This is a genomic window from Streptomyces sp. SID3212, from assembly GCF_009865405.1.
In the GTDB taxonomy this organism is placed as follows: Bacteria; Actinomycetota; Actinomycetes; order Streptomycetales; family Streptomycetaceae; genus Streptomyces.
Window position 1 is genome coordinate 1 of the sequence record NZ_WWJY01000679.1, and the last position, 12,972, is coordinate 12,972.

At 71.0% G+C, this 12,972-nt stretch carries 9 protein-coding genes; 6 read left to right on the forward strand and 3 right to left on the reverse strand.

The window, feature by feature from the left end; all coding sequences use genetic code 11:
- The coding region (locus GT042_RS40125; protein ID WP_161310169.1) for a sensor histidine kinase at nt 1-2,138 on the reverse strand (2,138 nt) is incomplete at its 3' end.
- A gap of 435 nt (nt 2,139-2,573) precedes the next feature.
- Here GT042_RS40125 and GT042_RS20435 point away from each other — a divergent pair.
- A complete protein-coding gene (locus GT042_RS20435; protein ID WP_161310170.1) occupies nt 2,574-3,521 on the forward strand; it encodes an ABC transporter substrate-binding protein in 948 nt (315 codons plus the stop codon).
- A 24-nt stretch (nt 3,522-3,545) separates the two neighbouring features.
- Here the strand turns inward: GT042_RS20435 and fahA are convergent, their stop codons facing one another.
- Nucleotides 3,546-4,772 (reverse strand): fumarylacetoacetase, encoded by a 1,227-nt coding sequence (gene fahA, locus GT042_RS20440; protein ID WP_161310171.1) that lies wholly within the window; start codon nt 4,770-4,772, stop codon nt 3,546-3,548.
- Between the two features lie 227 nt (nt 4,773-4,999).
- Between fahA and GT042_RS20445 the strand changes: the two genes are divergently transcribed.
- The 5 genes from GT042_RS20445 (at nt 5,000) to GT042_RS20465 (ending at nt 11,591) form a co-directional block, all read left to right on the forward strand.
- Nucleotides 5,000-6,010: a polyprenyl synthetase family protein gene (locus GT042_RS20445; protein ID WP_161310172.1), complete on the forward strand. Its 1,011-nt coding sequence runs from the start codon at nt 5,000-5,002 to the stop codon at nt 6,008-6,010.
- A 219-nt stretch (nt 6,011-6,229) separates the two neighbouring features.
- Nucleotides 6,230-7,480 (forward strand): outer membrane lipoprotein carrier protein LolA, encoded by a 1,251-nt coding sequence (locus tag GT042_RS20450; RefSeq protein ID WP_161310173.1) that lies wholly within the window; start codon nt 6,230-6,232, stop codon nt 7,478-7,480.
- A 201-nt stretch (nt 7,481-7,681) separates the two neighbouring features.
- Nucleotides 7,682-8,623, forward strand: a complete 942-nt coding sequence (locus GT042_RS20455; RefSeq protein ID WP_161310174.1) for an ABC transporter ATP-binding protein — start codon at nt 7,682-7,684, stop codon at nt 8,621-8,623.
- A gap of 22 nt (nt 8,624-8,645) precedes the next feature.
- Entirely contained in the window at nt 8,646-9,530 is an 885-nt protein-coding gene (locus GT042_RS20460) for an ABC transporter permease (RefSeq protein ID WP_237530986.1), read from the forward strand.
- 246 nt (nt 9,531-9,776) lie between these two features.
- Nucleotides 9,777-11,591 carry a trypsin-like serine protease gene (locus GT042_RS20465; RefSeq protein ID WP_161310176.1) on the forward strand — a complete coding sequence of 605 codons (1,815 nt, stop codon included), beginning with the start codon at nt 9,777-9,779 and terminating at the stop codon, nt 11,589-11,591.
- A 112-nt stretch (nt 11,592-11,703) separates the two neighbouring features.
- Here GT042_RS20465 and GT042_RS20470 read toward each other — a convergent pair.
- Nucleotides 11,704-12,972, reverse strand: a 1,269-nt coding sequence (locus GT042_RS20470; protein ID WP_161310177.1) for a M28 family metallopeptidase, incomplete at its 5' end; no start/stop codon positions are given.

Sequence of the window (12,972 nt, forward strand, 5' to 3'; positions counted from 1 at the left end):
GCGCGCGCGACCCGCTGCGGCAGGCCGCTTCCGCTCGGGGTGGCCGCCACCAGGGCCGCGCGGGGGCGTTGTTCCGAGCGGGGGGACGGGATGGCCGGGTGCGGGACGGCGGGGGAGGCGGGGGACGGGCCGAGCGGTACGGCGTTCGCCGGGAGCAGCAGAGTGGACGGGATGGTCACCGTACTGGTGACGCCCTCGCCCGGGGTGCGGCTGAGCTCGACCCCGATGCCGAAGCGGCGGGCTATGCGGCCCACCACGAACAGGCCCAGCACATGCGTGGGCGCCAGGTCGAGCCGCTCCCTGCGGAGCAACCGCGCGTTCTCCTCGGCCAGTTGCTCCGGCGGCATGCCGAGCCCGTGGTCGATGATCTCGATCACCGCGCCCTCCGCCGGGGGCCGTACCCGCACCGCCACGTCGACCTCGGTGTGCGCGGGCGAGAAGAAGACGCCGTTCTGGAGCAGTTCGGCCAGCATCAGGGTCAGGTCGCTGACGGCCGCCGGGACGACGACCACCTCCGCCGACGGCCGCAGGGAGACCCGTTCGTACCCGCCGATGGTGGACAGCGCCGCCCGCAGCACGTCGGTGAGCCCCGTGGGCTGCGGCGCGTCCACGTCCTCCGCGGCCCGCCGCTTCCCGGCGATCACCTGGAGGCTCTCGGCGTTACGGCGCAGCCGCGTCGCGATGTGGTCGATCTGGTAGAGCGGGCGGAGCGTCGCCGGGTCGGTCTGGGCCTGCTCCAGACCCTCGATGAGGTCGAGCTGGCGCGACGCCAGGTTGCTCACCCGGTGCCCGATGTTGCCGAACATCTGCTCCACGTTCGCGCGCACGGTGATCTGCCGCTCCAGCAGCGCCGACGCGGTCGACTGCACCTGGTTGAACGCTTCTGCAAGCGCGCCGATCTCGTCCCGTACCGGCACCGGGATCTCGCGCAGCCGCGGCGGCCCCGTCTCGGCCGACTCGTCGTCCGCGACCCGTGCCAGCTCCTTGCCGGTGGCCTCGGCGACCTGCCGGGCGGCGGCCGTGAGGATCCGTACCGGCCGGGCCACCGAACGGCGGACCAGGAAGGAGAAGACCAGCCAGACCACCAGCGCGAGCGCCGCGGAGCCCACCAGGGTGAGCGTGTGCCGCCACGCCTTGTCGGAGGCGGCGTCCGACTGGGCCGCGATCCGGTGGATCAGCGTGTGCGTGATCCGGAGCCGGTCCTCGGCCTGCCGGGCGTAGACCGGTTCGGCCTCCAGGGCCTTCGCGATGGCCGTCCGCATCCGCTCCGGGGTCTGCGCCTGGAGGGAACTCGGATCCACCCGCAGGGCGTTGTACCGCTCCTCGATCAACTTCCGCTGGGAGCTGCGCTCGACGCCGTCCAGGGTGGTGCCCTCCGCCTCGGAGGACAGCGCCTTGAACCGCTCCGCCCTGTCCTCGTACGAGCGGTGGTCCCCGACCGCCCGGAGGAATTCGAGGAGCGCGTTGGAGTCACCGGTCTGCGCGCCGAACACACTGGTCTCGAAGGCCGCGTGCGCCGCGTCCGCCCCCAGCAGCGTCTCCAGCCGGCCCTCCGGGGAGCCGCGCGACGCCGTGGTGGACTCACCGAGCCCGAGGCCGCTGATCAGCTGCTCGACCAGATCGGAGTAGGTGACGTCGATGTTGCCCGCGGGCACGTACGTCCGCTGGATCAGCCGCCGCAGGTCGGTCAGCCCGCCGATCGTCGCGACGGCCTCGTCCTCGGCGGCGGGCAGCAGGGACCCGAACGCCTCGCGCACCACCCGCGCCTGGACATCGACCCGCTGCTGAGCCTGGAGGTACGGGATGCTCGACGGCTCGGCCGCCCCGCCCTCGGCCGCCTGGTGGCGTACGGAGAGCAACAGGGCCTGCCGGTGCTCGCGTTGCAGGTCGTCCACGAGCGTGGCGACGCTCTCGCTGTTGCGTACGAGCGCGGCGGTGTCGGCGGCGGCCCTGGCCTGGTTCATGTCGTCTTTCACGACATAGGCGAGCATGCCGGCCACCACCAGGACGGGCACGAGCACCAGCAGGTGAAGTTTCCGGCCGAACGGCCAGCGCTCCAGGAGCGCGGTGATCCTGCGGCGCCGGCTCCGCGGCAGGGCGGGCGGCTGTCCGGAAACGGTCCCTTCCTGCGAGGACACCAGGGCTCCTTGAGCGGGTACTCCCCGACGGGCGCCCAGGCGTGGGCGCCTGCCGACCGTGAGGCTGAATGGGGTGGTTGTGGTGCGAACGGCCCACCACAGTGGTGCGAACGGCCCAGCACTGTGGGGGCATTGGGCCGGAAGCCGGTGGACGGGGCGCCGACAGCGGGGACTTTACCGCGCTCCCGGCTCTTTGCGGTGGCCCGCGGCGAAGAAAACGTTTCAATCAATCGGCGAATGACGCGTCATTACTCTCACCATTCCACGCACCTGTTTCTCGACACGCCCGGTCGTGATCCGATGCCAATCGGTAATCGGGCGGCTCTTGACGATGTGTGAGACGGGTGGCTTGGATCGATGCGTGCGGCGAACGGGCCGCACGGCGGGCCCCGTACGCCATGTCGCCACCCTCACTGACACACAGGATCGGGAAACGTGACTGATACCGCGAACAGGCCTCGGCGCCGCACCGTCGCCGCCGCACTCGCCTCCCTCACCGCCGCCGCGTTGCTGGCCGGGTGCGGTTCGTCCGGCGACACCGCCGATCCGCTGGAGCCGGCGGCCGTGCCCGAGGGCAAGGTCGTCGTGGGGTCGAACAACTTCCCCGAGAGCATCCTCCTCGCCTACCTGTACGGCGAGGCGCTCAAGGCCAAGGGTCTCGACGTCACGTACAAGCACAACATCGGCAGCCGCGAGACGACGTACGGCATGCTCAAGAACGGCACCGTGACGGTCATGCCGGAGTACAACGGCGCCCTGCTCGCCTACCTGGACCCGAAGGCCGTCGCGAAGACGGCGGAGGGCACCACCGCCGCCGTCACCGCCCAGCTCCCGTCCCACCTCGCCGTCCTGAAGTCGGCCTCCGCCGAGAACAAGGACGCCGTCGCCGTCAATGCCGGGACGGCGGAGAAGTACGACCTCACCGCCGAGTCCTCGATCGCCGATCTGGCGGACGTCGCGCCCGAGTTGGTCATCGGCGGTTCACCGGAATTCCAGTCGAGGCAGCAGGGTCTCGTCGGGCTCAAGGAGCTGTACGGCCTGAATTTCAAGTCCTTCAAGGGCCTGGACGCGGGCGGCGCGCTGACGATTGCGGCCTTGAAGAAGAACAACATCCAGGCCGCCGACGTCTTCACCACGGACCCGTCCATCGAGAAGGAGAAATTCGTCGTCCTCAAGGACACGAAGAACCTCTTCGCCTTCGAGAACGTGACTCCCCTCATCCGCAAGGCCGATGTGCCGAAGGCCGGACAGGACGTGCTCAACACCCTGTCCGCCGAGCTCGACACGGCCGGGCTGATGGAACTCGACGCGCAGGTGCAGTACGAGCACAAGGACGCGCTCGCGGTCGCCCGCGCCTGGCTCACGTCGAAGAACCTGCTCTGAGAGGACCCGCTCCGGGGGGCGTTTTCAGGCCGCCGGGACGACGCGGCCCCTCACCTCGCCCAGGCCGACCCGGGTCCCGTCGGGCCCGGGGGCCCAGGCGGTGAGGGTGACCTCGTCGCCGTCCTCCAGGAACGTCCTTTTGCCGTCGGGCAGTTCGACGGGCTCGGTGCCGTTCCACGTCAGTTCGAGGAGGGAGCCGCGCTGCTCGCGCCCGGGGCCGCTGACCGTACCGGAGCCGTAGAGGTCCCCCGTACGGAGAGAGGCACCGTTCACGGTCAGGTGGGCGAGCTGCTGGGCCGCCGTCCAGTACATGGAGGAGAACGGCGGCTCCGAGATCACCTTCCCGTTGAGCGCCACCGAGATCCGCAGGTCGAACCCGCCCGGGTCCTCCTCCTCGTCGTCGTCCAGATAGGGGAGCAGCTCCTCCGTACGGGCCGGCGGCGCCACCCGGGCCGCGTCCAGGGCCTCCAGCGGGGTCACCCACGCGGAGACCGACGTGGCGAAGGACTTCCCGAGGAACGGGCCGAGGGGGACGTACTCCCACGCCTGGATGTCCCGCGCCGACCAGTCGTTGAGCAGCGAGAGGCCGAAGACGTGGTCGCGGAAGGACGCCAGGTCCACCGGAGTGCCCTGGGCGGACGGCGTACCGACGACGAAGCCGACCTCCGCCTCGATGTCGAGCTTGACCGAGGGGCCGAAGACGGGCGCCGCGTCGGCGGGCGCCTTGCGCTGCCCGGAGGGGCGTACGACCTCCGTGCCCGAGACCACGACCGTGCCCGCCCTGCCGTGGTAACCGATCGGCAGGTGCTTCCAGTTGGCGGGCAGCGCGAGGCCGTCGGGGCGGAAGATCCGGCCGACGTTGGTCGCGTGGTGCTCGCTCGCGTAGAAGTCGACATAGTCGGCGACCTCGTACGGCAGGTGCAGGGTGACCGTGCCGAGGGGGTGCAGCAGCGGCTCCATCTCGGCACGGTGCGCCGGCACGGTGACCCAGGCGGTCAGGGCCCGGCGCACGTCGCGCCAGGCCGTGCGGCCGGCCGCCATCAGGGGGCCCAGGCCCGGCTGGTCCAGCAGTTTCGCGTACGGAGAGCCCAGGGCGTGCGCCGCCGCTCCCGCGTCGAGCACCGCGTCGCCCAGACGGACGCCGAGGCGGCGCCTGCCGGGCTCGTCGGCGGTCGAGAAGACGCCGTACGGGAGGTTGTGGGGGCCGAAGGGGTCACCTTCGACCGGTTCGAGCGGGCTCTGCTCGGGCATGTGCTGCCTCGCTTTCCGGATCGATGCAGGACACGTTACGTCGGCGCCACCCCGCCGCGGCAGTGGTGAAAGGCCCGTAATGCCCGAAAAGCGGACTGATCGCGACCATACGGGCGGTGCCGGGAAGGCGCCCATGGTGATCGAAAGCCGACCGGATACGCTGACTTGAGTGAGGACAGCGACACATCGACAATCAGCGTGAGCGTCAGCAGACAGGAGTACCCCTCGTGACCGTCGTCGGGCCGTTCGGGCTGAGCGTGCGGGACCCGGCTCTTGAAGCCGATGTCCAAGCCGGATTGTCGGCCGTGGAGGCGGGTCTGCTCGACGCCACCAAGAGCGAGGTCTCGTTCATCACCGAGGCCGCGCAGCACCTGGTGCGCGCCGGCGGCAAGCGGCTGAGGCCGCTGTTCGTGATGCTCGCCGCCCAGTTCGGTGACCCGTACGCGCCCGGCATCGTCCCGGCGGCTGTGGTGGTCGAGCTGACGCACCTGGCGACGCTCTACCACGACGACGTGATGGACGAGGCGGACGTACGCCGGGGTGTGGACAGCGCCAACGCCCGCTGGGGCAACTCCGTCGCCGTCCTCACCGGGGACTTCCTCTTCGCCCGCGCCTCGCACATCCTGGCGGACCTGGGCCCCGAGGCCGTCCGCATCCAGGCGGAGGCCTTCGAGCGGCTGGTCACGGGACAGATCCTGGAGACGGCGGGGCCCCGCGACGGGCGCGACCCGGTCAGCCACTACCTCGACGTGCTCGCCGGGAAGACCGGCGCCCTGTTCGCCGTCTCGGGGCGCTTCGGCGCCCTGACGTCCGGCGCCGACGAGTCGGTCGTCGACATCCTCACCCAGTACGGCGAGCGCCTCGGCGTGGCCTTCCAGCTCGCGGACGACGTCCTCGACATCGCGAGCGACTCGCACGAGTCCGGCAAGACCCCCGGCACCGACCTGCGCGAGGGCATCCCGACGCTGCCGGTGCTGCTGCTGCGCGCCCAGGCGGAGGCGCACGGGAGACAGGCGGACCTGGACCTGGTCGCGATGCTCGACGGCGACCTGTCGGACGACGCCCGGCTGACGGAGGCGCTGCGGCTGCTGCGGGCCCATCCGGCGATGGAGCAGGCCCGGCGCGACACCGTGCGGTACGCGGAGGCGGCGCGCGCCACGCTGGCCCCGCTGCCGGAGTGTTACGCGAAGTCGGCGCTGGTGGAGCTGTGCGACGCGGTCGTGCACCGGGCGGGCTGAGCTCCGTACCGCACCGGTCCTGATCCCCGTACGCACCGGCCCCGACCCCCGTACCGCACCGGCCCTGACCCCCGTCCCCTACGGGGCGGGGGTGGCGGCCGTCCGGCTCTCATCCTTCAGCAGTACGACAAGTTGCTCCCCCGGACTGACGCTTACGCACCGCCGATTTGGTGAGATGGAGAAGACCGAGAGCACCGCCGACCCGGAGGTAGGGCACACATGGCACCGAACGACAGCGCGCACATCGCCGAGGAGGACGACCTCGGTACCGGCCGCCGCAGGGCGGCGCGGTACGCGGTCCCGGTCGCGGTCATCGGAGTGGCCGCGGTGACGATCGGCCTCGTGCCGGCCCTCGCCGCCGCGGGCGACCCCAGCCTCCCGAAGATCAGCGCCCAGGAACTCATCGAGAAGATCGCCGCCTCCGACACCGAGCGGCTCTCCGGCTCGGTGAGGATCAGCACGGACCTGGGGCTGCCCTCGCTGGCCGGCCTCGGGGACCTGGCGGGCGGCGCCCTCGCCCCCAAGGGCGGCGCGGGCGGCGGCGGTTCGGCCTCCACGGCCGACCCGAGCACCAAGCTGATGGAGCTGGGTTCCGGTACGCACACCCTGCGGGTGGCGGCGGACGGGCCCGACAAGCAGCGGGTGTCGATCCTGGAGGACGCGGCCGAGTACAGCCTGATCCACAACGGGGACGACGTCTGGGCGTACGACAGCGCCTCGAACGAGGCCTTCCACGCGACCTCCTCGGAGGGCAAGGAGAAGGGCACGTCGGGGAAGAAGGACAAGGGGCTGTCCGGCAAGGACGTGCCCGCGACACCGAAGGAGTTCGCCGAGCAGGCGCTGGCGGCGGCGGGCGACACCACGTCGGTCACCGTGGACGGCACCGCGCGGGTCGCCGGGCGTGAGGCGTACCGCCTGGTCCTCAAGCCCAAGCAGGCCGGCTCGACGGTCGAGTCCGTCAAGATCGCGGTCGATGCCGAGACCGGCACCCCGCTCAAGTTCACGCTCGCGCCGAGCAGCGGCGGCAAGGCCGTCCTCGACGTCGGCTTCACCAAGGTCGACTTCGGCAAGCCGGCCGCCTCCTCCTTCGACTTCACGCCGCCGAAGGGCACGAAGGTCACCCAGGGCGACGAGGCGCACGAGGGTGACCGGGCGGCCCGGCCCGAGCTCCCGAAGGGCGGCGAGGGCGCCGGGAAGACCGCGCCCCCGACCGTCATCGGGAAGGGCTGGAGCGCGGTGTACGCGTTCACGTCCCCGGACGGCGCGCCCACCGCGAAGGACACCGCCGGTCTGCCGAAGGAGGCGCAGGGCTTCCTGGACGCGCTCGGTGACAAGGTCACCGGGAAGTTCGGCTCGGGCACGGTCTACAAGACGCGCCTGGTCAACGCCCTGATGACGGACGACGGCAAGATCTACGTCGGCGCGGTGACCCCCGCCACGCTCGTCAAGGCGGCGGACGGCGCCAAGTAGCTCCACCGGCGCCGCGCAGGACCCGGTGCGGCTGCCGCGCAGGACCCGGCGCGGGTGCCGCGCAGGACCCGGCGCGCCGCGCACACCCGTCGGCGCGCCACGCACGACCCGCCCGTACCGCCCCGTCGTACGCTTCGTACGGCGGGGCGGCACGCTGAGCGGCCCACGGGAACCGGCCGGACCACAGGAGCGGGGTGCGCGATGACAGCGGCCGTCATCGAGACACACGGTCTCACCAAGCGCTACCGGGGCGGTCAACTCGCCGTCGACGGCCTCGACCTGGCGGTCCCCGCCGGCAGTGTCTTCGGCTTCCTGGGTCCCAACGGCTCCGGCAAGACCACGACCATCCGCATGCTGATGGGCCTGATCGAGCCGACCGCCGGCTCGGCCACGCTCCTCGGGCAGCGGATGCCCCGCGCGGCCCGTACCGTCCTGCCGGAGGTGGGAGCCCTCATCGAAGGCCCGGCGATGTACGGGTACTTGAGCGGCCGGGACAATCTCGTACGGTACGACTCCGCCGACCCGACGGCCGACCCCCGCACCCGGCGTACGCGCGTCGCCACGGCTCTGGACCGGGTCGGGCTGACGGCGGCCGGGACCAAGAAGGCCAAGGCGTACTCCCTCGGGATGAAGCAGCGGCTCGGGCTGGCGGCGGCGCTGCTCCGGCCTCGCCGCCTGCTGGTGCTGGACGAGCCGACGAACGGCCTGGACCCGCAGGGTATGCGGGAGATCAGGACGCTGGTACGGGAGCTGGCCGCCGACGGCACGACCGTCTTCCTCTCCTCGCACCTTCTGGACGAGATCGAGCAGGTCTGCACCCACGCGGCCGTGATGGCACAGGGCCGGCTGCTCACGCAGGGGCCGGTCGCCGAGCTGGCGGCGGGGACCCGGGGCCGGCTGGCGGTGGTCACACCGGATCCGGCGGAGGCCGCGCGGGTGCTCACGGAACTGGGCGTGGGCGGCGTGACGGTGACGGAGGACCGGGTGAGCGGCGACCCGCCGCCGGCCGAGGTGGAGTTGGCGGATCTCAACGCGGCGCTGGTACGGGCCGGGGTACGGGTGCGGTCGTTCGGCGTCGAACGCGCGTCGCTGGAGGACGCCTTCGTGGCGCTGACGGGGGAGGGCTTCGATGTCGCGGGCTGAGACGGCGGAGCCCAGGGACCCGATGGAGCCCACGGAGCCGACGGACCCGACGGAGCCCACGCCCTCCCTGTGGTGGACCCTCGGTCTCTTCCGCTCCGAACTGACCACCACCCTCCGGCGCCGGCGCACCCTCGCCCTGCTGGGCGTGCTGGCCGCCGTCCCCGTCCTCATCGGGATCGCGGTCAGGATCGAGACGAGCGACGACGGCTCGGTCGGCGGGGGAGGGGGAGGAGGCGGACCCGCCTTCCTCACCCAGATCACCAACAACGGTCTGTTCCTGGTCTTCGCCGCGCTCGCCGCGACCCTGCCCGTCTTCCTGCCCATGGCGATCGGGGTCGTGGCGGGCGACGCGATCGCGGGCGAGGCCAACGGGGGTACCCTGCGCTATCTGCTGGTCGCCCCGGCGGGCCGTACGAGACTGCTGCTCGCCAAGTACGCGTCCACGCTGGCGTTCTGCCTGGTCGCGACGCTCGTCGTGGCGCTCTCGGCGCTGGTGGTGGGGGCGCTGCTCTTCCCGCTGGGCGACGTCACCACGATCTCGGGCACCCGTATCTCCTTCGGGGACGGCCTGCTGAGGGCCCTGCTGATCGCCCTGCTCGTCGCGGCCTCCCTGACCGGGATCGCGGCGCTGGGCCTGTTCCTGTCCACCCTCACCAACAGCGGCATCGCGGCGATGGCCGCGACGGTCGGCCTGCTCATCACGGTCCAGATCCTGGGCGCGATCCCGCAACTGCACGGCATCCAGCCCTACCTCTTCCCCACCCACTGGCTGTCCTTCGCGGACGTCCTGCGCCAACCGGTGTACTGGGACGACATCGCCAAGAACCTGGAGCTCCAGGCCCTGTACGTGGCGGTGTTCGGGGCGGCGGCCTGGGCGCGCTTCACGGCGAAAGACATCACGGTCTGAGAACAAAGGGCAAGTTCGCGCAGAAGTTCCCTTAAGTGATCGTAAAGCATTGGTGAAAGCCTATGGATCAGTCATAGGATCACTCAGCCGTGGGTGGGGGGCCACCTCTCCGGATCGCGTCCGCCCTGCGGACCGGCATGCTCAGCGCTGCCTTCGATCCGCCCTCTTTCTTCTCCCTCTGTCCTCGTGCACCCCTCCTGCCGGTGCGACAGGCGCGCCGTGCGGGTCCATGGACAGGAGTCACGCGTGTTCGCAGGCAAGGACCGTAAGCACAGACGCAAGGCACGGATCGTCATACCCACCGCGGCCGTCGCCCTCGCGGTGGGTGTCGCCGGAGCCTTCCTGCTGGTCCCGGCACAGGCCACGGAGCCGGGCCCCGGCCCGGCGTCCACGCGCGCCGCCGGTCCCACCCAGGCCGAGCTGACCGCCCGCGTGGCCGGAGCCGTCAAGGCCGGTGCGGTGGACGTGTCGGCCTCGCGCAAGGCCGCGCTCTCGGCGACCACCGGCACGGTGAAGGGCAAGGTGGACCCGAAGATCATCGGCGGGGTGACCTCCCCGATCACCAGCGCCCCGTGGATGGCGCAGCTCTGGTACGACGACGACAAGGGCACGACCACCACGGCGGACGACGACAGCTTCTTCTGCGGGGGGACCGTCGTCTCCCCGAGCAAGATCGTTACCGCCGCGCACTGTGTCGCGGACACCAACTGGAGCAAGTTCGGCACGATCCTCGTCGGCACGTCACAGCTGCCGACGCTCAACGCCGACAAGACCGTGAACCTGCACGGCGGATCCCCGGTGGGCGTGTGGCGCCAGTGGAGGCACGCCTCGTACTCCAGCTCCAAGATCGACAACGACGTCGCCGTCCTCACCCTGGAGACCCCGGTCCGGGTGAAGCCGCTGCCGGTGACGACCTCGGCCGACACCGCCTCTTACAAGGCCGGGACCCAGGCCAAGGTGTACGGCTGGGGCAGGACGACCTCGACCACCCAGGACATCTCGGAGACCCTGCGCACCGCCACGCTGCCGGTCAACTCGGACACGACCTGCACGAACGCGTACGGCAGGGACTTCATCAAGGGCCACATGGTCTGCGCGGGCACACCCGCCACCGGCTCCGACACCGGGACGGTCAGCGCGTGCAACGGTGACTCGGGCGGTCCGCTCGTGGTCGCGGGCAAGCTCGTCGGTGTGGTGTCGTGGGGGGTCGAGGACTGCGTCGAGGCCGGCGCGTACAGCGTGTTCGCCAAGGCGAGCACGTACGCCGGGCAGATCAACGCCCATCTGAACGACGCCAACCTGAGCGCCGACGCGCGGGCCGACCTGTTCGCCCGTACCTCCGGCGGAACCGCGTACGAGTACGACTCGAAGGGCACCACCTTCGCGGCCAGGAAGTCGCTCGCCGGGATCCTGGCCGGCGGCTGGGGCGGGTACAACGTCGTCCTCCAGAGCGACCTCAACCGCGACGACTACAACGACCTCGTGGCGAGGTCCACGGCCGGCACCGTCTACTGGGTGCATCCCAACCTGACCACCGGCAAGCTGATCAGGACCCAGCTCTTCACCGGCTGGAAGACCCGCGTGGCGATCATCGCCCCCGGCGATGTCACCGGCGACGCCCTTCCCGACCTCCTGTCGGTCGACACCGCGGGCGCGCTCTACCTCTACCCGGGCAAGGGCAACGGCACCTTCGGTACCCGCGCCACGCTCGGCAAGAGCGGCTGGACCCAGTACAACTCCGTCGTGGGCCACGGCGACTTCAACAACGACGGTTTCGCCGACCTGATCGTCAAGGCCAAGACGAAGACCGTCTACCTGTACCCGGGCACGGGCTCGGCCACCAAGCCGTTCGGCTCCCGCGTACAGCTGCGCACCGGCTGGACGTACAACAAGCTCATCACCACCGGTGACGTGACCGGCGACGGCATCGCGGACCTGCTCGCCCGGGACACCGGCGGGGTCCTGTGGCTGTACAAGGGCACGGGCAAGGCGACCAGCGGGATCTGGGCCGATCGCATCAAGATCGGGACGGGCTGGAGCCAGTACAACCTGTTCGGCTAGGCCGCTTCGGCCGGGCCGTGAAGAGGCCCCGCACCCCTGCTCTCGGGGGTGCGGGGCCTCCCGCGTGTCCTGGGGTGTCCGGACGGCTGTCCCGGGCTGCTGTCCCGTACGGCTAGAAGGTCAGCTTCCAGCTGTCGATGTAGCCCGTGTCCGACGAGGCGATGTCCTGGACCTTGAGCTTCCAGACGCCGTTCGCCACCTCCGACGAGGCGTTGACCGTGTACGTGGCGATGACGTTGTCCGCCGAGTCACCGCTGCTGGAGGGCTTCAGGCGGTACGCCGTCCCGTCCGGGGCCACCAGGTCGACCACCAGGTCACCGCGCCAGGTGTGCTTGATGTCCACGCCGACCTTCAGCGTGGTGGGGGCGTTGCCCGTACGGCCCGAGACGGTCAGCGACGAGGTGACGGCCGCGCCGTTGTCGGGGATCGCCACGTCGGCGAGGTTCTCGAAGACCGTGCCCGCCGGGGGTACGGGGGTCTCGCCCGAGAGCCCCCACACCGCGTAGGCCACCGCGTCGCTGTTGCGGTCGAGCGCCGTGTCGTTGATGTTCGCGGTCGTGTCGCACGACGAGTGGTAGCAGCGGTCGAAGGCCTGCCCCGAGGTGCCGCCCCACTTCTGCGCCTGCGCCGCGGTCTTGATGTAGTCCGCGCCCGCGAAGAGGCCGCCGACCGGGATGCCGACGTTCTTGAACGGGGTGTGGTCGGAGCGGCCGTCGCCCTCGGTCTCGATCTCCGTCGGGACGCCGAGCCCGGCGTAGTAGTCCTTGAACGTCTGCTCGATGGTCGGGTCGTCGTCGTAGACGAAGTACCCCGGGTTGGGGGACCCGAGCATGTCGAAGTTCAGGTAGCCCTTGATCTTGGAGCGATCGGCGGTCGGCAGGTTGTTGACGTAGTACTTGGAGCCGACCAGGCCCAGCTCCTCCGCGCCCCACCAGGCGAACCGCAGGTGCTTCACGGGCTGGTACCCGGAGCGGGCGACGGCGAGGGCGGTCTCCAGGGTGGCGGACGAACCCGAGCCGTTGTCGTTGATGCCGGCGCCGGACGTCACGGAGTCGAGGTGCGAGCCGGTCATGATGACCTGGTTCGCGTCCCCGCCGGGCCAGTCGGCGATCAGGTTGTAACCGGTGGCCCCGCTGGAGGTGAACTGCTGGACCGTGGTGGTGAATCCGGCGGCGTCCAGCTTGCCCTTCACGTAGTTGACCGACGCGAGGTAACCGGCCCTGCCGTGGGCGCGGTTGCCGCCGTTGGCGGCGGCGATCGACGACAACTGCGTCAGGTGCGCCTTGACGTTGGCGAGCGGTATGTCGGGGGCCGCGAGCGCGGGCGCCGCCGCGGATCTCTGCCCGGCCACCGCGGTCGTGGGGGCGGCGGTCGCGGCACT

What these genes read in the sequence shown, in the direction of transcription:
- fahA (WP_161310171.1), bottom strand. Translation starts at nt 4,772, where the DNA reads ATGCCCGAGCAGAGCCCGCTCGAACCGGTCGAAGGTGACCCCTTCGGC.
- GT042_RS20450 (WP_161310173.1), top strand. Translation starts at nt 6,230, where the DNA reads ATGGCACCGAACGACAGCGCGCACATCGCCGAGGAGGACGACCTCGGT.
- GT042_RS20455 (WP_161310174.1), top strand. Translation starts at nt 7,682, where the DNA reads ATGACAGCGGCCGTCATCGAGACACACGGTCTCACCAAGCGCTACCGG.
- GT042_RS20460 (WP_237530986.1), top strand. Translation starts at nt 8,646, where the DNA reads ATGGAGCCCACGGAGCCGACGGACCCGACGGAGCCCACGCCCTCCCTG.